Origin of the sequence: Pseudomonas sp. Mn2068 (assembly GCF_049319725.1) — a bacterium.
In the GTDB taxonomy this organism is placed as follows: Bacteria; Pseudomonadota; Gammaproteobacteria; order Pseudomonadales; family Pseudomonadaceae; genus Aquipseudomonas; species Aquipseudomonas gingeri.
Genome location: NZ_JBMOUG010000002.1, coordinates 247,529 through 269,530, shown reverse-complemented (window position 1 = coordinate 269,530; position 22,002 = coordinate 247,529). Strand labels below are relative to the sequence as shown.

General features: G+C 63.9%; 15 protein-coding genes. 10 read left to right on the top strand and 5 right to left on the bottom strand.

The genetic code is table 11. The annotated features are described in order from the left end of the window. Window positions 1–56: 56 nt before the first annotated feature. The 4 genes from ACL9RJ_RS05825 (at window position 57) to ACL9RJ_RS05810 (ending at window position 6,340) form a co-directional block, all read left to right on the top strand. A complete protein-coding gene (locus ACL9RJ_RS05825; protein ID WP_017128126.1) occupies window positions 57–1,010 on the top strand; it encodes a fumarylacetoacetate hydrolase family protein in 954 nt (317 codons plus the stop codon). Next, window positions 1,010–2,911, top strand: coding sequence for an acyl-CoA synthetase (locus ACL9RJ_RS05820; protein WP_177129125.1), 1,902 nt, complete (start codon window positions 1,010–1,012; stop codon window positions 2,909–2,911). The genes ACL9RJ_RS05825 and ACL9RJ_RS05820 overlap by 1 nt, the downstream gene beginning before the upstream one ends. A gap of 189 nt (window positions 2,912–3,100) precedes the next feature. Further along, window positions 3,101–4,963 (top strand): DUF1302 domain-containing protein, encoded by a 1,863-nt coding sequence (locus ACL9RJ_RS05815; RefSeq protein WP_178991559.1) that lies wholly within the window; start codon window positions 3,101–3,103, stop codon window positions 4,961–4,963. Between the two features lie 15 nt (window positions 4,964–4,978). Beyond that, window positions 4,979–6,340, top strand: a complete 1,362-nt coding sequence (locus ACL9RJ_RS05810; protein ID WP_017128123.1) for a DUF1329 domain-containing protein — start codon at window positions 4,979–4,981, stop codon at window positions 6,338–6,340. 144 nt (window positions 6,341–6,484) lie between these two features. Here ACL9RJ_RS05810 and ACL9RJ_RS05805 read toward each other — a convergent pair whose 3' ends face one another. After that, the gene (locus ACL9RJ_RS05805) at window positions 6,485–7,558 is read right to left on the bottom strand and encodes a sigma-54 interaction domain-containing protein (RefSeq protein ID WP_017128122.1); all 1,074 of its coding nucleotides are present in this window, start codon (window positions 7,556–7,558) and stop codon (window positions 6,485–6,487) included. Between the two features lie 302 nt (window positions 7,559–7,860). On the opposite strand from ACL9RJ_RS05805, the gene ACL9RJ_RS05800 reads away from it, so the two are divergent. From ACL9RJ_RS05800 to ACL9RJ_RS05775, 6 genes are read left to right on the top strand one after another with little or no spacing between them, the layout of a single operon-like run. Then, on the top strand, window positions 7,861–8,937 hold the full coding sequence (locus ACL9RJ_RS05800; protein ID WP_177129129.1) for an ABC transporter substrate-binding protein: 1,077 nt from the start codon (window positions 7,861–7,863) through the stop codon (window positions 8,935–8,937). Between the two features lie 14 nt (window positions 8,938–8,951). Next, window positions 8,952–10,178 carry an alpha/beta hydrolase gene (locus ACL9RJ_RS05795; protein ID WP_017128120.1) on the top strand — a complete coding sequence of 409 codons (1,227 nt, stop codon included), beginning with the start codon at window positions 8,952–8,954 and terminating at the stop codon, window positions 10,176–10,178. A 13-nt stretch (window positions 10,179–10,191) separates the two neighbouring features. Then, complete coding sequence (locus ACL9RJ_RS05790; protein WP_017128119.1) at window positions 10,192–11,397, top strand: LLM class flavin-dependent oxidoreductase; 1,206 nt, start codon at window positions 10,192–10,194, stop codon at window positions 11,395–11,397. A gap of 4 nt (window positions 11,398–11,401) precedes the next feature. Next, window positions 11,402–12,958, top strand: coding sequence for an ABC transporter substrate-binding protein (locus tag ACL9RJ_RS05785; RefSeq protein ID WP_103033015.1), 1,557 nt, complete (start codon window positions 11,402–11,404; stop codon window positions 12,956–12,958). A gap of 45 nt (window positions 12,959–13,003) precedes the next feature. Continuing rightward, window positions 13,004–15,565: a TonB-dependent receptor plug domain-containing protein gene (locus tag ACL9RJ_RS05780; RefSeq protein WP_422765002.1), complete on the top strand. Its 2,562-nt coding sequence runs from the start codon at window positions 13,004–13,006 to the stop codon at window positions 15,563–15,565. A gap of 19 nt (window positions 15,566–15,584) precedes the next feature. Continuing rightward, window positions 15,585–16,670: an LLM class flavin-dependent oxidoreductase gene (locus ACL9RJ_RS05775; RefSeq protein ID WP_177106279.1), complete on the top strand. Its 1,086-nt coding sequence runs from the start codon at window positions 15,585–15,587 to the stop codon at window positions 16,668–16,670. A 123-nt stretch (window positions 16,671–16,793) separates the two neighbouring features. Here the strand turns inward: ACL9RJ_RS05775 and ACL9RJ_RS05770 are convergent, their stop codons facing one another. From ACL9RJ_RS05770 to ACL9RJ_RS05755, 4 genes are read right to left on the bottom strand one after another with little or no spacing between them, the layout of a single operon-like run. Beyond that, window positions 16,794–18,572 carry an ABC transporter ATP-binding protein gene (locus ACL9RJ_RS05770; protein WP_212809829.1) on the bottom strand — a complete coding sequence of 593 codons (1,779 nt, stop codon included), beginning with the start codon at window positions 18,570–18,572 and terminating at the stop codon, window positions 16,794–16,796. Then, window positions 18,569–19,396 carry an ABC transporter permease gene (locus ACL9RJ_RS05765; RefSeq protein WP_042936191.1) on the bottom strand — a complete coding sequence of 276 codons (828 nt, stop codon included), beginning with the start codon at window positions 19,394–19,396 and terminating at the stop codon, window positions 18,569–18,571. The genes ACL9RJ_RS05770 and ACL9RJ_RS05765 overlap by 4 nt, the downstream gene beginning before the upstream one ends. Next, on the bottom strand, window positions 19,393–20,451 hold the full coding sequence (locus tag ACL9RJ_RS05760; protein WP_017128113.1) for an ABC transporter permease: 1,059 nt from the start codon (window positions 20,449–20,451) through the stop codon (window positions 19,393–19,395). The genes ACL9RJ_RS05765 and ACL9RJ_RS05760 overlap by 4 nt, the downstream gene beginning before the upstream one ends. After that, window positions 20,444–22,000, bottom strand: a complete 1,557-nt coding sequence (locus ACL9RJ_RS05755) for an ABC transporter substrate-binding protein (RefSeq protein ID WP_422765001.1) — start codon at window positions 21,998–22,000, stop codon at window positions 20,444–20,446. Before ACL9RJ_RS05755 ends, ACL9RJ_RS05760 begins: the two co-directional genes overlap by 8 nt. Window positions 22,001–22,002 lie beyond the last annotated feature (2 nt).

Sequence of the window (22,002 nt, the reverse complement as noted above, 5' to 3'; positions counted from 1 at the left end):
AACAACAATCTGATGCCATGCAGCATCAGCCGATCGACGCCTCGGGAGCCCCTGTCATGGCAGTGCATGTAATCCGCTTCGAATACCAGAATCGCGTGCAATGGGGCGTGATTCACGCCGCCAGGATCACCGTGATCGCCGGTGACTACGCCAGTACCGGCGAACTCATCAACAACACCAACGTCACCGAACTGGCCCGGATGAACCAGGGCGATCTGCCCCTGACCGCCGTCAAGCTGCTTTCGCCAGTCACCCGCGACCAACAGTTTGTCTGCCAGGGCGCCAACTACCGTCAGCACATGATCGAATCAGGCATGGACCCCGACGCCAAGCACTTCAACATGATCTTCACCAAAGCCACCAGTTGCATCGTCGCCGCCGACAGTGAACTGATCAAACCCCGCAACGTGCGCTTTCTCGATTATGAAATCGAGTTGGGCCTGGTGCTCAAACGCGCCATCACGGGCAAGGTCACCGTCACCGACCAGAACCTGCACGAATTCGTCGCCGGCGTGGTGGTGGTCAATGACTATTCGGCCCGCGATATCCAGATTCCGCAAATGCAGTTCTACAAGGGCAAAAGCTTCCGCACCTTCGGCCCGGTCGGGCCTTACCTGTGCCTGCTGGAAGCGCACGACATACATCACCTGAAAAACCTGCAACTGCGCCTCACGGTCAATGGACAGGTTCGACAAAACGACAGCACTGCCAACCTGGTGTACGGACCGGCGGAAACCCTCAGCGAGCTGTCCGGACTCCAGGACTTCAACGCCGGCGACCTGATTGCCACCGGCACCCCCGCCGGTTGCGCGCTCACCGTGCCTTCGCCCGCGAAACAGCGAATCGGCGCCCTGCTCCCGGAGGCCGTGAAGTGGAAACTGTTTCTGAAAGCCCAGGAAGGCCGCACGCAGTACCTCAAGGCCGGCGATGTCGTCGAGGCCAGCATTCGCAGCAGCGATGGCCAGATCGACCTGGGCACCCAGCGTAATCTCGTGGTGGAGCAAGCCTGATGGCGATGACCAACCTGGCCGATATACAGGCGCTGGAACGCACCCCACTCAATCGTCAGGGACTGGCAGCGAGTACCTATGAAGCCTTGGCGAGGTGTGCCAGGGATCGTCCCGATGCGCCCGCCTTGCGCTTCTTTCTCGATGCACGGCATTTCCAGCAGACCCACGACTGGAGCTACGCCGAGCTGTTCAACGACATTACCCGTGCCGCCAATGCGTTTCACGGGCTCGGACTGGGCCCCGATGACGTCATCGCCTTCATTCTGCCCAACTTGCCGGAAACCCATTTCATCATCTGGGGCGGCGAGGCGACAGGCATCGTCATGGCGGTCAATCCACTGCTGGAAGCCTCGCAGATGGGCGACCTGCTGCGCGCCGCCAAGGCCAGGGTCGTGGTCACCCTGGCACCGACGCCCGGCAGCGATCTGTGGCCCAGGCTCGCGGCGCAACTGGAGCAGCTACCCAGCGTCAGGCAAGTGATCTGGGTCAGCATGGCGCCCTATGTGGGCACTTTGAAAGGCCTGGCGTTGCGCTGGATGGCCCGCCGGGAAAAGGCCCGCTACCGCCACCTGGCGATCGCCGACCTGCGCGGCCTGATGAAGAAACAGCCACATCGGAGCTTGAACAGCGGCAGACAGATTCGCGCCGAAGATCCGTCTTCCTACTTCTGCACGGGTGGGACCACGGGTCTGCCGAAAATTGCCGTGCGCAGCCACGGCTCCGAAGTCTTCAATGCATGGGCCATGGCCCGCAATATGGAACCCCGGGAACCCGGCCTGGTGATTTTCTGCGGTTTGCCCCTGTTCCATGTCAACGGCCAACTGGTCACCGGCCTGATGCCTTGGACCCAAGGCGATCAAGTGGTTATCGGCACACCTCAAGGGTACCGTGGCGCCGGGGTTATCCCGGGCTTCTGGGCGATGGTCGAGCACTTCAGGATCAACTTTTTCTCCGGTGTTCCCACCGTGTATTCCGCGCTGTTGCAACAACCGGTGAAAGGACACGATCTCGGCAGCCTGCAAAGCGCCTTGTGTGGCGCGGCACCGATGCCGGTAGAGCTGTTCAAGGATTTCGAAACACAAATCGGCGTGCCGATCCTCGAAGGCTATGGCCTTACCGAGGGCGCCTGTGTGTCGTCGTGCAACCCCGCGGGCGGCGAACGGAAAATCGGCTCCATCGGCCTACGCCTGCCCTATCAGGACATGCGCGCAGTGATACTGGATGAACACGGTGGCTACCTGCGCGATGCGATGAGCGACGAAGTCGGGGTGATCGCCATTCATGGTCCCAACGTGTTTATCGGCTATCTGCAGGCCGAGCACAACCAGGGTTTGTGGATAGAGATTGACGGTCAGCGCTGGCTGAACACCGGCGACCTGGGACGCCAGGATGCCGATGGCTATTTCTGGCTGACCGGACGCAAGAAGGAACTGATCATCCGCGGCGGCCACAACATCGACCCGAAACAGATTGAAGAAGCATTGCAGGCACATCCGGCCGTCGCCCTGGTTGCAGCCGTCGGTTGCCCCGATGCCTATTCCGGCGAAGTTCCTGTCGCCTACGTCCAGCTCAAGCCTGGCCAGCGCTGCACGGCTGCGACCTTGCTGGCGTTTGCCGGACAGGCCATTTGCGAACGCTCGGCCGTGCCCAAGCGCATCGAGATCCTCGAGGCACTGCCGGTCACCCCGGTCGGCAAGATCTTCAAACCGGCCTTGCAGCAACTGGAGATCGCCAGGGTCGTACGCCAGGAGGCGAGCAGCGCCGGAGTGCAGGACGTCAGCGTGAACGTGCTGCAAGACCCGCGTCGCGGGCTGGTGGCACACATTGCCGCCGGCGCCCATCGCGAACGGCTGATGCCCCTGCTGGGACGCTACAGCTTTCAGATCGAATGGCTCGGCTAAGCCGGGCCCACCGCTGCCCGCCGACTCGAAGAGGCGATTACTGCCACCCGCAACCTGACCTTTGAGCACCACCCACTGAGCACCGAGAACCGGCCATGTCCCTGCCATGGCCTGCGAGACCTGCTGCGCCTTGAAAACCGTACAGGGACGCGTAACGCACCACAAAAACAACAAGAGGTAGTGAACGCAATGACTCGTAAACAACCCCCATGGCAACAGGCTCGCCTTCCCCTCGCGCTGGGTCTGGCAGCGTTGGCCAGCACACCGGCCTCGGCGATCGATTTCGACATCGGCGAGCTTCACGGACAATTCGACTCCAGCCTCTCGGTGGGCTCCAGTTGGTCCTTGAACAACCCGGAAAAGGAACTGCTCAGCAGCCACAGCGCCGACGACGGCCGGCTCAACTTCAAGAAGGGCGACGCCTTCAGCCGGGTGCTCAAGGGTGTGCACGACCTTGAACTCAAATACGGCGACAGCGGCGTGTTCGTGCGCGGCAAGTACTGGTATGACTTCGCCCTCAAGGACGAGCACCAGCGGTTCAAGGACATCGACGACCACGGTCGCGAGGAAGGTGCGAAGGCTTCCGGCGCCGAGTTTCTCGATGCCTTCATCTACCACAACTACCTGATCGGCGACCTGCCCGGCACCGTCCGCCTGGGCAAGCAAGTGGTGAGCTGGGGCGAAAGTACCTTTATCCAGGGCGGCATCAACAGCATCAACCCGGTAGACGTGACGGCCTTTCGCCGTCCCGGTTCGGAGATCAAGGAAGGCCTGATTCCGGTCAACATGTTCTACCTGTCGCAGAACCTCACCGACAACCTCTCGGCGGAAGGTTTCTACCAACTGCAATGGCAGAAAACCGCGATCGACAACTGCGGCACTTTCTTCTCCCAGACGGACGTGATCGCAGACGGCTGCAACGGCCTGCCGGTGGGACCGATACTCGACCAGAATGCGGCCGCGCGGGCGGGGCTTTCGCCCTTTGGCGTGCAACTGTCCAACGAAGGCGTCGTGATTCCCCGTGCCCGCGACCGCGATGCCCGTGACGGCGGTCAGTGGGGCGCGGCGTTGCGCTGGTTCGCGCCAGAGCTGAACAGCGAGTTTGCCGGCTACTTCATCAACTACCACAGCCGCCAACCCTACGTCAGCGCCATCAGCAGCGCCCATGCCGCCGACCTGGGGTTTGCCCCGCAACTGTGTGGCAACCTTGGCGTGCCGGCCGGCGCCTGCGGCGGCTTTCTCGCCAGTCCCACCGGCCAGAGCCTGGCGCAGGCCTACCGACTCGGCACCTCGCAGTACTACATCGACTACCCGGAAGACATCCGCCTCTACGGCCTGAGTTTCAGTACCAGCCTGCCCAGCGGCACGACCCTGGCCGGCGAGATCAGCTACCGGCCCAACATGCCGCTGCAGATCAGCCCGGTGGACCTGATCAGCGCCGGCATCGGTGTGCCAGCGCTGACGCCGGTACTGTCGTCCGGTGCGGCTTCATTGGGCAATGGCCAGGATGTCTCCGGCTATCGACGCAAGGAAGTCACCCAGGCCCAGATCACCGCCACGCATTTCTTCGACCAGGTCATGAATGCCGAGCGCCTGACCCTGATCGGTGAAGTGGGGCTCACCCATATCGGCGGCCTGGAAGGCAAAGGCGGATTGCGCTATGGCCGCAGCACCGCCTACGGACAAGGCCAGCTGTACCCGGACAACAGCCTCTGTACCCACACCACCAACGTGCAGACGCCCTCCAACTGCAACAACGACGGCTTCGCCACCAGCACTTCCTGGGGCTACCGCGTGCGCGCCATCTGGGACTACAACGGGGTGATTCCCGGCGTGGAACTGCACCCCAACGTTGCCTGGTCTCACGACGTCAAGGGCTACGGCCCCGAGCCCGGCTTCAATGAAGGCTCCAAGTCGCTGAGCCTGGGGCTCGACGCCAACTACCTCAATACCTACACCGCCAGCCTCTCCTACACCGATTTTTTCGGCGGCGCCTACAACGTGAATATTGACCGTGACTTCGTTGCCCTGAGCTTCGGCATGTCCTTCTAAGTGGAAGCAAAAACCATGAAAAACCTGATCCTGTTTGCCACCACCTGCACCCTGCTGGCAGCCACTACCCTGACCCAGGCGGCAGTGCCGGCGAGTGAGGCGGCGAAGCTGGGCAACAGCCTGACACCGGTCGGCGCGGAAAAAGCCGGCAACGCCGATGGCAGCATTCCGCCCTGGACCGGCGGCCTGCCCGAGAATGCCGGCAGTGCGAGCCCCACAGGCAACCTCAGCGACCCATTCGCTGGCGAGAAACCGCTGTTCACCATCACCCCGCAGAATGTCGCCCAGTACCAGGACAAGCTGACGCCGGGCCAACAGGCCTTGTTCAAGCGCTACCCGGACAGCTTCCATATGCGGGTTTTCCCCAGCCATCGCAGCGCCGCCCTGCCCGATAGCGTGAACCAGGCCATCGCCAGGAACGCACTGAAATCGATGCTGGTCTCCGGTGGCAACGGCCTGTCGGACTTTGAAATCGCCACGCCCTTTCCCATTCCCCAGAACGGGCTCGAGGTGATCTGGAACCACATCACCCGCTACCGCGGCGGCAGTGTCCGGCGTACTCACGTCCAGGCAACGCCGCTGGCCGACGGCACCTTCAACCCGGTGTATTTCAAGCAGCAATTCACCTATCGCGACCAGTTGAAAGACTTCGATCCGCAGAATCCGGGCAATGTGCTGTTCTACTACAAGCAATTGGTGACGGCCCCCGCCCGCCTGGCCGGAGACGTGGTGCTGGTCCACGAAACCCTCGACCAGGTCAAGGAACCCCGCATGGCCTGGATCTACAGTGCAGGTCAGCGCCGCGTGCGCCGGGCACCACAGATTGCCTACGATGGTCCGTACCCTGCTTCGGACGGACAACGGGTGGCAGACAACCTGGACATGTTCAACGGCGCGCCGGATCGCTATGACTGGAAGCTGCTCGGCAAAAAGGAAATCTACATCCCCTACAACAGCTTCCAGCTGGAATCACCCGCACTGAAATACACCGACGTGATCAAGCCGGGCCACATCAACTCCGATATTACCCGCTATGAACTGCACCGGGTGTGGGTGGTGGAAGCCAGCCTCAAGCCTGACCAGCGGCATATCTACGCCAAGCGCGTGCTGTACGTCGACGAGGACACCTGGCAGATCGCCCTGGCCGACCACTACGATGCCCGCAACACCTTGTGGCGCACGGCGGAAGGCTTCATGACCCCGCTGTACGACAAGAAGATTCCGTGGATGGGCGTCGAGGCCTTGTATGACCTGATCAACGGCCGCTACCTGGTCTCCGGGATGCGTAACGAAGAGAAGGACGGCATGGAAATCGGCTTCAAGAGCGTAGCGGCCGAATACACGCCGATAGCCTTGCGCAACGACGGTATTCGCTGAGGCGGCGTCGCTGCATTCGAGATTGAATCCGAGCGTCGGCCGCCAGCACGACTGGCGGCCTTTTCAATCAGGACAGAGCCCCGGCTGATCGAACAGCTTTTGTTCTGGCCACTGCCCTTCGGGCTTTCTGGTATCCCGGATCTTTCAATCCGGCACCAGCAAGGACTTGTTGAGCTCACCGATCTTTTCCAGCCGGGCACGCACGATATTACGGCTGATATTGAGCAGACGCCCGGTCTGTAGCTGGTTGCCGTGGCAGTAGCGATAGGCCGCCCGGAAGATGGTTTCTTCGATGTGCTCATACAAGTCGGGAATGTTCTGTTCGAACAATGCATTCAGCGCGCTTTCCAGGTCCACCGGGCCGCTGAGGGCGGGTGGCGCCTGATGGGCTTCATCCTGGCGAATACCCGAGGAGCGCATGTCCACCAGGTGCAGGTCCGCCGGTTGCACCAGCTGATTGCGGCATACCAGCAAGGCGTGGTGAATGGCGTTTTCCAGCTCGCGGATATTCCCCGGCCAGCTGTGCTCGAGCATTTTGCGCTCGGCTTCGATGCTCAGGCTGGCGCGGTTGTAGCCCAGGCGCTGGCAGTGTTCTTCCAGGAAAAATTCGGCCAGCGGCAGGATATCGCCCGGACGTTCGCGCAGTGGCGGCAGGCGGATGGTCGCGACGTGCAGGCGGTAGAACAGGTCCTCCCGGAAATGCCCGGCCACCACCGCGTCGGCCAGGTTGACGTTGGTAGCCGCCACCAGCCGTACATTGATCGGAATCGGCGTGCGCGACCCCAGGCGCACCACTTCACGCTCCTGCAGCACCCGCAGCAACTTCACTTGCATGTTCAGCGGCAGATCGCCGATTTCGTCCAGGAACAGCGTGCCGCCGTTAGCCGCCTCGAACCACCCGGCCTTGTGCGTGGTGGCGCCGGTGAACGCACCTTTTTCATGGCCGAACAATTCGCTTTCCACCAGGGTTTCGGCAAACGCACCGCAGTTCACCGCCACGAAAGGCTCGCGACCGCGACGGCTCAGATGGTGGATGTGCCGCGCCACCAGTTCCTTGCCCGTGCCCGTCTCGCCAATGATCAAGGTGTTGGCTTCACTGGGGGCCAGACGCTCGATACGCGCGAGCAATTCCTGGGAACGCGGGTCCTTGAAGACCAGCACGGTGGCACGCACCGACTTGGTCAATTCACGGGCGTTGGGATGGGTGATCAGCGACATGATGCATTCCTGGCAGTAAAAGCGCGTGCTCAATAGTGCATGAAGTTTTCTAGACCATTTAATTATTAATTAATATTTATATATTCCACTAAAGAATATACCAACACCCTCCGTGCTCGCTGCTGCTGGAGCAGCAATCGGCCAGCAATCGCGTGTCTGCACATCAGCAGCAGACCTCGCGAGACAGCCCCGGCCGAACTGCTACAGCCCAGGAGATACAAGGGCCATAGCGGTTTTCTCGGCTACTGGCATGCAATCTGCTCTCTGCCTTCCCATACCTCACCACAGGCAGGGAACCTCCCATGAAAAACTTCTGGCGCAACAGCATTGCCGCCCTGTTCGGCGTCCTGGCCAGCACCGCCGCACTCGCCGAACCGACCGCCCCGGCCTCGGTGAAGATCGCCATCGTCGCCTACACCCAGGGCGGCAAACCAGTGTTCGGTGGCATTGCCGGACGGGTGATCGAAGACGGTTGGCTGGAAGCGCAACTGCGTGAGCGCGGGGTCAAACTGGAATGGATCGCCCTGCCCCACGCCGGCGCCGGCCCGCAGATCAACGAAGGGTTCAGCAACAACAGCCTGGACTTTGCCGTACGGGGCGACCTGCCTTCGGTGATCGCCGGGGCCGGCGGCGTACCAGGCAAGCTGATCGTGCCCGGCGGCAGCGGCAACAACATCTACCTGGTGGTGCCCGAAGGTTCCGGTGCCACGCGCATCGAAGACCTCAAGGGCAAGCGCCTGGCCCTGCATCGGGGCCGTCCATGGGAGTTCGCGTTCAGCAATTTCCTCGCGAGCAAGGGCCTGAAACTCGACGACTTCAAGATCGCCAACCTCAACCCGCAGGTCGGCGCGGCAGCCGTGTCGGCCGGCAAGGTCGATGCGGCCGTGCTGCTCAGCGAAGCCTATGCCCTGGAAGACAAGGGCGTGGGCAAGATCATCTGGTCCACCAAGCAAGGCAGCAACGACTGGCGCCTGGTGTCCGACCTGTGGGGCACCGAAGCCTTTGTGCGGCAACACCCGGACATCACCCAGTTGCTCGCCACCGCCTGGGTCAAGGCCGCGTGGTGGATTTCGCAACCGCAGAACCAGGACGCCTACTACCAGCTCTCCTCCCGCGCCGGCACTGCCGAAAGCGTGCTGCGCCGCGATGACCAGAACGACCCGGTGGCCTGGAAAGACCGCTGGGCCCCCAAAAGCGATGCGCAACTCAAGGCCCACTACCAGGCCCTCACCGCCTACGCCCTGGCCAACCATCTGATTCGCGACACCTATGACATCGGCCCCTCGCTGGCCACCGGCTTTACCAACCAGGCCCTGATCGACCTGAAACTCACCGACTACTGGCCGGCCCTGCGCGGCCAGGTCAGCACCAATCCTTGATAGGGAAATTGCCAATGAAACTGCCGCACTCCTTCGTCTTCGGCCTCAGTGTCCTGGCCCTGTCCATGAGCGCCTTCGCCGCCGACGCCTACGCGCCCAAGCCCGATCCGCTGCAAGGCGACGGCCGCGTCTCGGCGTTCTACACCTGGGAAAAGGCGATTCCGGCCGCCCCCGGCAAACTGCTGCGCAGCGAGCCGCTGGACAAGACCCTGAGCCTGGCGAACGCCGCCAGCGCCCAACGGATTCTCTACACCTCCACCGATGGTATCGATGACAAGACGCCGATTGCGGTGTCCGGTGCGCTGTTCCTGCCCAGGGGCACGCCACCTGCCGGCGGCTGGCCCGTAGTGAGCTGGGGCCACGGCACCGTCGGCGTGGCGGACGTGTGCGCGCCGTCCTGGCAAGGTCGCTCGTACCGCGACGTGGCCTACCTCAATCGTTGGCTGGCGGAAGGTTTTGCCGTGGTCGCCACCGACTATCAAGGGTTGGGCGTGCCCGGCGGCCACCCTTTGCTCAACAGCCGCATGGCAGCCTACGGCATTCTCGACGCCGCCAGGGCGGTGGTCGCCGGGGTACCCGGACTGGCCGACAAGGTCTTGATCGTCGGCCAGTCCCAGGGGGGAGCCGGCGCCTTTGCCGCCGCGGCCTATGCCGCGACCTACGCCCCCGACCTGGGCGTCAGGGGCAGTATCGGTACCGGGGTGATCTACACCCTCGACTACGCGAAGAACCCCAGCGAGGAGGTGCGCAACAAAGTCGACCCGACCCTGGCCTACGGTTTCTACACCCTGCTCGCCGCCCAGCAATATGATCCGAGCATCAACCCCGCCGACTTCTACACCGACAAGGCCCTGCCGATATTCGAGCAGGCCCGTACCAGTTGCCTGTTCGCCCTGGAAGGCGACGTGGAAGGCCTCGGCCTGAGCATCGCCAACACCAAGAAAGACTACAAGGGCAAGCAACTGGCGCCGTGGCTCGCGCAAGTGTCATACCCGACCTTGAAAACCTCCAGGCCGATCTTCATCGGCACCGGCGCCGAAGACACCACCCCCGCCGCCGCGACCCAGGTCAAGCTGATGCAGGACGCCTGCAACGCCGGTTCCATCGTCGAAGGCCACCTGTACAAGGGCCTTGGCCACAGCGCCACGGTCAACGCTTCGCTCAAGGACTCGATCCCGTTTGCCCACAAGGTCATCAACGACCAACCGATCACCCCGATCTGCGCCCCGACCGCGCAATAAGCAGGAGGCTTGCATGAGCATCGAATTCTTCACCCGTCTGCCATTGCATGGCGAAACCCAGTTCCTGCCGGGCGATCCCCGCAATCGTGGCGACTGGCATCGCGGCGGCGCCAACAGCACCGGCGCGGTTTCCGGGTTCAGCGTGGGCGACCACTTCACCTACATCGACTACCTGGGCCAGATCGCCAAGGCGGCCGAGATCAACCACTTCGGCGGCGCGCTGATGGTCAACGCGCCCACCGGCGAAGAGCCCTGGACCGTCTGCTCGCTGCTGGCCCGCGAGACCCGCACCCTGCAGTTCGTCACGGCGTTCCAGCCCTACCACTACACCCCCTGGGTGGCGGTGCAGCAGGCGGCCACCTACCAGCGCGCCACCGGCAACCGCCTGGTGTGGAACATCATCAACGGCGGCTCGGATGCGATTCAACGCCAGGTCGGCGACTACAGCGACCACGATGAACGCTACGAGCGCGCCACCGAGTTCATGGACGTGGTCAAGGGCTATTGGCACAACGAGACCTTCCATTACGCAGGCAAATTCTACCAGGCCGACGGTGGTGGCCTGCGCGGGCCATTGAAAAAGGCCCGGTTGCCGTTGATCTGCACCGCGGGTTCGTCGATTGCCGCGCGGGAGTTTGCCGCCAAGCACGCCGACTTCTACCTGATGCGTGCCGAACACCCCGACGAGATCGCCGCGCTGATCGCCGACCTGCGCCAACGCGCGCTGAAATGGGGGCGTACCGATATTCGCTTCGGCCTGTCGATTGACGTGATCACCCGCGAGACCGAAGAGCTGGCGCGCACCGAAGCCAAGCGTTTCTTCGATGAAGGCATCGCCCGTGGCGCGGTCAAGGCCGTGGCGGCCCACGCCGGGCTGCGCACCGCGCGCAAGCTGAGCTACGAGCATGGGTTTGCGCAGAAGAGCGAAGACCAGGGCTTCGACGACTTCTTTATCCACCCGAATGTATGGACCGGTTTCGGCTATATCGGCATCCCGCCGGGCTGCGCGCTGGTGGGCAGCTACGAAAACGTGGTGGCGCGGATTCGCGAGTACAACAGCATCGGCATCGACCTGTTTTTCCTCGCCGGCTACCCGCACCTGGAAGAAGCCTATCGCCTGGGCGAGCACATCCTGCCGCACTTTCGCAGCGAACGGGCCGACCTGAGCCGCCCCCACGAGCCCGTGCGGGAGCTGCACTCGGCCAACGGCGGAGCCTGATGCCATGACTATACTGCTGAGCCGCCGGGACTTTCTCGGCTACAGCGTGACCGTCGGTGGCGGCCTGTTGCTAGCCGGTTGCGGCCCGAACGATACCCCGGCGGGAACTGCCACCAGCGACCAACCGCGTTATGGCGGCCGCCTGCGCCTGGGCATCCTCGATGGCAACCAGAGCGGCAACCTGGATGCGCATAAACCGGTGGGCAGCGGCATCGTTCGCGGCTTTGCGTTGTACAGCAAGTTGTGGGAATGGGACGAGCAGATGCAGCCGCGCCTGGCCCTGGCCGAGCTGGCCGAGCCGAATGCCGACGCGAGTGCCTGGACCCTGCGCCTGCGCCCGGGCCTGGAGTTCCACAACGGCAAGACCATCGACGCCGATGACCTGATCTTCTCGATCCGCCGCCTCACCGATCCGCAACTGGCCTCGCCCTACGCGGCCCTGTTGCACTGGGTGGATCGCGACAACCTGGTCAAGCTCGACAACCGTACCGTGCGCCTGAGCTTCCGCGACGGCCGCAGCTATATGCCGCTGGCGGAAACCTGGGTCAATTTCGGCGGCATCGTACCGGTGGACTACCATCCGGTCAGCAACCCGGTGGGTGCCGGTCCCTACAAGTTGAAGAGTTTCACCCCGGGCCAGCGCTCGCTGTTCACCCGCTTCGAGAACTACTACAAGGAGGGCAAGCCCTACGCCGATGAGCTGGAAATCATCGACTTCAAAGACCAGGTCTCGCGCCTCGCCGCATTGCGCTCCGGACAGATCGACATGGCCAATGTGCTGCCCACCGAGCAGTTGCCGATCCTGCAGAAGGACCCACGGCTCCAGGTGATCACATCGGTCACCGGTAACTGGCTGTCGTTCGACATGAACCTGGACAAGCCACCGTTCAATGACCCACGGGTGCGCGAGGCGTTCCGCCTGATGGCCGACCGCGACGAGCTGGTGCGCCGCGCCCTCAACGGCCAGGGCCGCGTGGCCAATGACTTGTATGCCCCCGGCGACCCGACCTTCAACCACGATCTCGGCCCGCGTCCCCATGACCCGGCGCGTGCCGCGCAACTGCTCAAGGACGCCGGCCAGGAGAATCTCGAGGTGGAGCTGATCACCACCCCGGGCCCGGGCTTGAGTTCAGCGCTGGTGTTGGCGGAACAGGCCAGGCGCATTGGCGTGACCCTCAAGGTCAGGCAGGTGGACCTGGCCACGTTCCAGGGCCCGCTGAAAAACGACTGGCCCCTGAGCACCGGCGGCAGCATTGGCGCACCGTTCCTGGCCAGCGCCATTCACACCGACGCACCGTTCGCGGTCTCGAACAAGACCCATTTCAACGACCCGCAATTCAGCGAACTGTTTCTCGCCGCCATGGCCCAGCCCGACCTGGAAAAACGCAAGGCCCTGGTGCACCAGGTCCAGCAGATCCAGTACGAACGCGGCGGCATGCTGATCTGGGGCTACGCCAACCTGCTCGACGGCGTTTCCACCCGCGTGGGTGGAGCCCAGGCCGAAGAATCGCTGTTCAGCACCTGGCGCTTCGAGAAGCTCTGGCTCAAAGACCCGGCCTGATTCCACCGTTTTATCCTCACTTTCCTGACAGGAGTCGCTTCTGCCATGCGCGCTATCGCCTTGCGTTTACCCCTGCTGCTGGTCACCAGCCTGCCGTTGCAGGCCTTTGCCGCCGATACCCAACTGCAAACCGTGACGGTGCAGGCAAGCAGCGGCGAGTCGGATGACGACGCCCTGCCCACGCGCCCGCCGACTTCGGTGTACGGCGGTACCGAGGTCAAGGTGCTCGACACTCCGCGGTCGGTGGTGCAGGTCAACGCCGAACAACTGGCCAACGGTTCGATCCACAGCGCCGACGATCTGGTCAAGTACGCCCCGGGCATCACCCGCGGTGGCGGCCAGAACGCCGGCATCGCGCCACAGTTTCGCGCCCAGGGCTCCGAGATATTCCAGGATGGCCAACGCGCCTATGGCGTGCGCCACCCGGCGAACTTCAACGCCTACGAGGGTGCCGATATCGTTGCCGGCCCGTCCTCGGTGACCTACGGCTCAGTGTCCGGCAGCGGCGGCTACGTCAACTACCTGAGCAAAAAGCCCAATTTCAACGAGTTCAAGACCAGGCTCAGTGGCGAACTGGGCTCGTGGGTCCCGGACGGCACCTCGCGCAGTTCCAACAAGTTCAGCATCGACAACACGGGCCCGCTGAGTGACAACCTGGCCTACCGGCTGAGCATCACCAAGCAGCGCCAGCAGGACTTCTACGACAACGTCGACAACAATTTCGACGCGTTCTACGGCGCCCTGGCCTGGCGCAACGACAATGTGCGGGTCGACTGGAACGCCAGCTACGACGACTACTACGACTACAACATCACCCACGGCTGGAACCGCGCCACCCAGGACCTGGTGGACCACGGCAAGTACTACGCCGGACGGGCCACGCCGATCATCCAGAACGGCAATACCCTGTGGTCGCCAGTGCTGGCCTCGGGCGCCGCCGATGCGCCGACCCTCGGCTGGGTGCAACGCCAGCGCAATGCCCAGGGCCAGTACGCGGTGGTCGACGGCAGCTTCCAGACCGCCTCGCCCAACACCCAGGCCAGCCCCGGCAGCCTGCGCGGCTGGGTGTATGACCCGACGCTGGCGGGCAACGGCGAAAAGTCGCTGTCGTCGCAGACCGGACAGCGCAAGGAAGATGAAAGCAGTTCGCGGCGCTTTACCACGCAATTGCACGTCGAAGTCGACCTGTCGCCGACCATCACCCTGGCCAACAGCACGTTCTACCAGCGCTCCAGGGACATCACCGATGCCGTGGGCGCGTTCCAGGTGCAATCGAAAGACAACATCTTCGACAACCGTTTCGAGTTCCACTCACGCAACCAGGCCCAACTGGGAGGCTGGACCCTGCGGGACGACAGCAACACCGGCCTGATCTACCGCCGCGAGTTCAATCAGTCGATTGCCGCCAACAACAGTTTCGGCTCGACCATCAATGCCTATGACCTGACCCAGAATCCCTCGGGCAAGAACCCCGGCGACCTGCTGGGCCTGGACGGGTCCAACCCCGCCGGCGGCAATGGGGCGTGGATCGGCCAACCGGGCGTGCCGCAATACTCCAATTACTACGGCTGGCTCAACCTGCCGCCGATGTATGCCGCCGGGCATGGCCTGTATGCCGAGTCGGTGGCGCCCTACACCGCTGAAAGCACCTGGACCACCAAGACCCTGTTCAGCCAGCACAACCTCAAGTACGGCGACTATTTCGGCCTGAACATCGGCGCCAGCCGCAGCTGGATCGAGGCCGAGATCGACAATCCGTTCGTGCTCGCCGGCGGCAATCGGCGCAAGGACAGTGACAACTACCGGCTGTTCGCCTTCCAGGTCAGCCCCTATGTGAAACCCAGCGAAAACACCACCCTGTATTACACCTTCGACCGCTCGCTGGCGGTCAATACCGGGTTCTTTTCCAACGGCCTGGGCTGGGGCAGCGGCAGTGGCGCCAACCAGCTCAACCCGCTGGCATTCCAGAGCCTCAGCGTGCTGCATGAAGTGGGGGTCAAGGTCGAGGCCGTGCCCAACCAGCTGTTCATGACCCTGGCGGCATTCAAGCAGGCCCGCGACCAGGCACCCGACAGCAATAACAACATTGCGCGCCTGCTGATCAAGGGCGTGGAAGCCACCGTGCGTTATCAACCCGATGACCACCTGCGCAGCGGCCTCAACCTGTCCAAGCTCAGTGCCTACAACGAATTCACTTCCCAGGCCGGGTTTGCCTCGGCGGGATTCATCCCCGACAACGGCACGGTATTTGGCGATAACAACAGCCTCAACCAGCGCCCGTCCGGGCGCTACGACGCGGTGCAGATTCCCGAGTACACCGCCAGCGGCTATGTCGACTACCGCTTCGATTCCGGCTTTGGCGCCGAGCTTTCAGGCTGGTGGACCAGCAACTGGTACCTGAACCTGAGCAAGACGGTAAAGATCCCCAATGAATACAACCTCGACCTCGCCCTGTACTACCGCCAGCCGCAGTGGAGCACCACGCTGCGGGTCCTGAACCTGACCAACGAGCTGAACTTCGTCAGCGGCCTGGCCGGCTCCACCAACACCTTTTTGCAACCCATGCCTGGCCGCACCTTGCTGGCCCAGGTCGATTATCAATTCTGATCCGCAGCAGGAGCGCTCCATGTCCATTGAATTTGTCGGCATGATTTTCCCTCGCCAGTGGTCGGAAACCCGTGGCGTTCGCAGCCCGGATTTCGACCTCGACTTTATCCGCCACCACGCCCGCGCCCACGAGCACGCCGGCTTCGACCGCGTGCTGATCGCCAGTGGCCCCGGCAGCGCCGACAGCCTGCAGATCGCCGCCTATGCGGCAGCCCACACCGAGCGGTTGGGCTTCATGATCGCCCATCGCCCGGGCCTTACTCCACCGACGGTGGCTGCGCGCTCTTTCGCCACGCTGGATCACACTACCGGTGGCGGACGCATCCGCCTGCACGCGATTACCGGCATCACCGCCGAGCCCCAGGAAGGCGACTTCCTGCTGGACAAGACCGAGCGCTACCGGCGCACCGATGAATACCTGGAAATCGTGCGACGCACCTGGACGGCCGAAGAACCGTTCGATTTCGAGGGCAAGTACTTCCACATCAAGGGCGCGTTTTCGCCGGTCAAGCCGTTGCAGCAGCCGCATATCCCGATCTCGTTTGGCGGTTCCTCGGATATCGCCTATCAGATCGCGGTCAGGCATGCGGATCTGTATGCATTGTGGGGCGAGCCGTTGAGTGGCGTGGCCGAGCAGATTGCCAAGCTCAAGGCGGCTGCCGCCGCGGCGGGTGTGCAAGCGCCACGGGTGAGCCTGTCGGTGCGCTTGATTCTCGGAGCCACCGAGGAGCTGGCCTGGCAGCGCGCCGAGCAGATCCTGCAACAGATCAAGGCCAACCCGCAGTTTGCGGCGGGCAGTCCGTGGCAGAAGCGGATCAAGGGCACCGGTTCGGAACGCCTGCTGGCTGCCGCGGCCCTGGGCGATCGGCATGACCGTGCGCTGTGGATGCCCACCGCCACCGCCGTGGGCGCTTACGGCGACACCACGGCCCTGGTCGGCACCCCGGAAACCGTGGCCCAGGCGCTGCTGGATTATGTGGACCTGGGCGTCACGACGTTCTTGAACCGGGGGTATGACCCACTGTATGACACCGTGGATTACGGACGCTGGATCATTCCGGCGGTGCGGGAGGAGGCGCGGCGGCGCCAGGCGCGAGTTGCCTAGCATCATCTGACGCCATCGCCGGCAAGCCGACTCCTACAGTGGCATGCGTGAACCGCAACTCATTTGCATGATGCTACCTCTGCAGGAGCCGGCTTGCCGGCGCTCACCGCACAACGCTGCGACTCACGCCAACGATGGCGAATGCTCCAACAGCGTGCGCGTGTACGCGGCCTGAGGCTGATCGAGCACCCTGTCCACCGCCCCCTGCTCCACCACCCTGCCCGCCTTCAGCACCAGCACGCGGTCGGCAATTGCCCGGACCACGCCCAGGTCGTGGGTGACGAACAGCAACGTCAACCCTTCGCGTTGCAACTGGCGCAACAGATCCAGGATCGATGCCTGCACCGAGACATCCAGGGCCGAGGTGATTTCATCGCAGATCAACAAGCCCGGCTCGCACAACAGCGCACGGGCGATGGCCACGCGCTGGCGTTCGCCACCCGACAGGCTGTGGGGATACAGATCGGCCAGCGACGCCGGCAGCGCCACACGCTCGAGCACGGCCTCGACCCGCTCCCGCGCTGCCGCGCCTTTCACCGCGAAGAAGTGCTCCAGCGGTGCACTCAGCGTCTGGTACACCGTTTGCCGTGGGTTCAACGCACGATACGGGTTCTGGAAGATGTACTGGATCTGGTGGCGCGCACTCGCATCACGCTGGCGGGCCCGCAGCGGCAAAGGGCGTCCGGCGTAGCTCAACTCGCCTTCGGCATTTTCCCCAAGACCGGCGACGGCGCGTGCCAGGCTGGTCTTGCCCGACCCGGACTCGCCCACCAGCGCCAGGCACTCGCCCGGGCGTACCTGCAACGCGATGTCGAACAACACCTGTCGGTCGTAGGCGACGTTCAAGCCATCGATGGACAGCAGGGGTGGCTCGGTCTGCGTGACCAGGGGCGCAATCGGCGTCAGGGCAATGGCCTGTAGTGGCTGGTCGTGGGGCGCGAAACACGCCACTTCATGGCCTGTGGCGATTGCATGCAATGGCGGTTCGACAGCTGAGCAACCCGAGGCGAACCGCTCACAACGCGGCCCGAAACCACACCCCCGCGGTCGCTGCCCCGGCGCTGGCGCATGCCCGGCAATCGCCTTCAGTTCCCGTCGCCCCGCGACGTCCGGAATCGCCGCCAGCAGCCCGCGGGTATAGGGATGGGAGGGTCGGTTGAACAGGACATCCCGTGTCGCGGTTTCAACGATACGCCCGGCATACATCACCATCACCCGGTCCACCAGGTCCTTGATCACCGCCAGGTCATGGGACACGTACACCGCCGCCACCCCCTGGCTTTTGCACAGGCGACGCAGGGTGGCGAGGATATGCGCCTGGGTGCTCACGTCGAGGGCGGTGGTCGGCTCGTCCAGCACGATCAGGCGCGGACGCAGCACAAAAGCCAGCGCCAGCATCACCCGCTGCTGCTGCCCGCCGGACAGCTGATGGGGAAAGCGTCGCAGGAACTCGCGGTCATGGGGCAAACCGACATCGCGCAAGGTTTCATCGATTCGCTGCCGTTGCGCCGCATACCCGCCTCGCAACGAGTGCACCGCCAGGGTCTCACGCAACAGGCTGCCGATGCGCAGCGCAGGGTTCAACGCCGTGGCCGGATCCTGGGCGACATAGCCGATCAGGCTGCCACGGGCGCGGCGCAAGGCTTCACCTTCGAGGCTCAACAGCGCCTCGCCCCCCACCCGCACCTGACCGCCGACAATCCGTGCACCGCGCCGGGCGTGGGCCAGCAGCGCCGTCGCGAGGGTGGTCTTGCCCGAGCCCGACTCTCCGACCAGGCCAAGGATCTCCCCGGCCCGCAGGTTGAACGAGATACCGGATAGCACGTCCACCTGCCCCGCCAACTCCACACGCAGGTCACGGACCTCCAGCACTCCGGTATCGATTTCAGTGATGGCGTTCATGGCTGCTTTTCTCCCATCCGTGCGCTGCTGCGGCCGATGCCTTCGGCGAGGATATTGGTGCCGTAGGCAAATACGCCGATCAGTACCGCCGGCGCCAATACGGCCCACGGCTGCACCAGCAGGCCGGCCTGGTTTTCATTGATCATCAGGCCCCAGTCCGCCGTGGGCGGCGCCACGCCGTAGCCGAGAAAACTCAGGCCGGAGAGCATTCCGACACCCCAGGTCAGCATGTTGCCGAAGTGCACCAGCAGCGGCGTGAGGATGTTCGGCAGGATCTCCTTGAACAGAATGCGTCGCCGCGAATACCCCATCATCTGCGCCGCCTCGACGAACTCCTGCCCCGCCACCGCTACCGCACTGGCCCGCGCCAGACGGATCACGCCGGGGATGAACGCGATGGAGACGGTCAACACGATCAGCCACGGCGCGCGCCCCAGCATGGAGACGATCAGCAGCACCAGGATCAGGTCGGGAAACGCCAGCGACACATCCGCCGACCAGGTGATCAACTGGTCCAGCCGGCGCCGCGACAACCCCGCCAGCAAGCCCAGCGTGCTGCCCACGGCCAGGGCGATGCTGGCCGCCGCCACCGACATCCACAGCACCGACAAGCCGCCGCTGAGCAGCCGTGACAGCACGTCATGCCCCAGGAAATCATGACCCAGCCATGCGCCGTTCGCGGGTGCGCCATAGACCGGGCCGACCATGTCCGTCGAGCCATGGGGCGCCAGCCACGGCCCCAACAGGGCAAAGGCAATCACCAGTACGGTAATCCAGCCGCCCTTGCGGGTTTGCGGTTCAGCCAACCATCGACGAGCACTCATGCATCACCTCGGGAGCGGCGCCACCACGGGGTGATACCCCGCCGGTTGCGTTGAATCATCGTGACCCGGCGCGCGGTACGCAATTTGGGTGTGAGCAGCACGGTGAGCAGGTCGGCCAGCAGGTTGATCAGCACCACCGCCAGGGTAGTCACCAGCACGATCGCCTGGATCATCGGCAGGTCGCGCATCTGGATCGCCGCGTGAAGGGCCGTGCCGATACCGGGGTAGCCGAAGATCACTTCGGCCAGTACCGCGCCGCCGATCAGCGTGCGCAAGGTCAGCGCCACGCCCTGGATTGCCGGCACCAACGCGTTGGGCAAGGTGTGGCCCCACACGATGCGTCGATGGGGAATGCCGCGCAGCCGCGCGGCAATCACATAATCGGACTCCAGAGCCTCGATCATCGCCGCGCGCACCATGCGCGTGAGGTAAGGCAATGCGCCGAGGCTCAGGGCCGATACCGGCAGTATCAGAAACTTGAGCTGACGCAGCAGCGCCTGGTCGGGATCGAGGATCGACACCGCGGGCAAGAAATCCATGTGCGGCATGGAAAACAGCAACACCAGGCCAATCGCCAGCAGGAATCCCGGGGTGGCCTTGAGAAAGATCAGCAACGACAGGCTCCAGCGATCCAGCCGACTGTCCCGGCGTAGCGCCAGCGCCACACCGAGTGCCAGCGCCGCCGGCACCACTACGGCGATCACCCCGGCCAACAGAGCCAGGGTATAGCCAAAACGCCCCCACAGGATGTGGCCGACCGGTGCGCCGGAATCCAGCGACACGCCAAGGTCGCCGCTCAACGCGGCGCCGAGCCAGCGCAGGTATTGCCACAGGATCGGCTGGTCCAGCCCCAGTTGGCGTTGCAGGGTCAGGATGCTTGCCAACGGCGCATCCGGGCCGAGGATCACCCGCGCCGGGTCCGAGGGCAGCGCCTGGGTGGCGATAAACACCACCAGGCTGATGACCCAGGCCGTGAGCAGGCCATAGCCCAGGCGCCCGATAAACCACGCCAGCCATGCCGGGGTGCGTGGGGAGTTGCACGAGGGCTCAGACATGGTTCAACCACAACTCGTCAAAACGCCAGGACGCGAAAGTGGTCTGCTCGGGCCCGAGGCCCCCCACCTTCACCGAGGCCGCGTCGAGCACATCGTTGAATCCCCAGATCAGCAGACCACCGCGCTCGTGCTGGATCTGCTGGGCCTCATGCACCAGGCCTTTGCGCAGTTCCAGGTCGGGTTGGGCCAGCGCCTGGCGGTACAAGCTGGCAAAGCGCGGATCATGGAAATTGCTGCGGTTGTAGATCGCCAGCGGCGCGTCGTTGTGCAGCGCCGAAGCGAGAAAGCCCCGTGCCGGTGTCGAGCCTGGCGACACTTGCCATTGCTCGCGTTGCGGACCATTGAATACGGCGCCATCGACCTGGCGGACACGCACCTCGACCCCGGCCTTTTTCGCCTGCTGGGCAAACACCAGCGCGGCGTTGACCCCGGGCCCGGGCGTGGTGGTCAGTTCCACCCGCAAATCCGTCTGCCCGGCCTGGCGCAGCAGCGAGCGCGCCTGCTCCAGGTCATGGGGACGTTGCGCAATCGCGTGGTTGTAGGTCGGATCGTGGGGCGAATACAGGTCGTTGGCGATGCGCCCGAAGCCGTTGAGGCCACGGTCCACCAGTTCCTGTCGATCCGCCAGCAGGCGAAACGCCTGGCGCACCCGCACGTCGTCGAACGGCGGCTTGGCCAGGTTCAGGTTGAAACCGGTAAACGAGGTGCTCGGCGACACACACAGCGACAGGCGCGAATCGGCCTTGAGCAAGGCGCTGTGCTCGGCCTGCACGCCGCTGGCAACGTCGATCTGCCCGGCGCGCAACGCGGCCACGCGGGACACCTGGTCCTTGAACTCGATGATTTCCAGTTCATCGGCATAGGGTTGGCCGGGCTTGTAGTAATTCTCAAAACGCGTGTACAGCGAGCGCTGGCCGGGTACGAAGCGCTTGAGCCTGTAGGGGCCGGCGCCCACCGGATTGCTGACCAGATCGTAGTCGGTGGGGACGATGCCACCAAAGCTGATCAGGGTTTCATCCAGCGGAAAAAAGCTCTGGCCCTGCTGGAAACGGATTTCGATGGTGCGCTCGTCCAGCTTGCGCAAGGCATTGCGGTCGATGGCGCCGACCAGGCCGGCAAAGGGTGAGGCCAGCTTGGGATCGGTCAGGCGCAACAACGAAAACAGCATGTCATCGGCGCCGATGCTCTTGCCATGATGGAATTCCAGGCCCGGCTTGAGGCGAATGGTCCAGGCGCTGGCGTCGGCATTCGGCTCGGCGAATTCGGCCAGGGCCAGGCGCGTGCTGACGTCGGTGTTCCATTCCCAGAACTTGCTGTACAGGGCCCAGCCACGAATGATCCCGCCGCCTACCGGTTTATGGGCATCGAGGTTGCCGGATTGGTCGCCATCGATAATGCCGACGCGCAGGCGCCCGCCACTGACGGGCTTGCCGGCCAGCACCGAAGCGCCCCGGGTGGCCGCGCCGCTATCGCAGCCACCGAGCAGCAGACCGCCGCCGATGGCCAGGCCGTGGCCGAGAAACGCCCGGCGGGAAAATCCGTCACTCATCA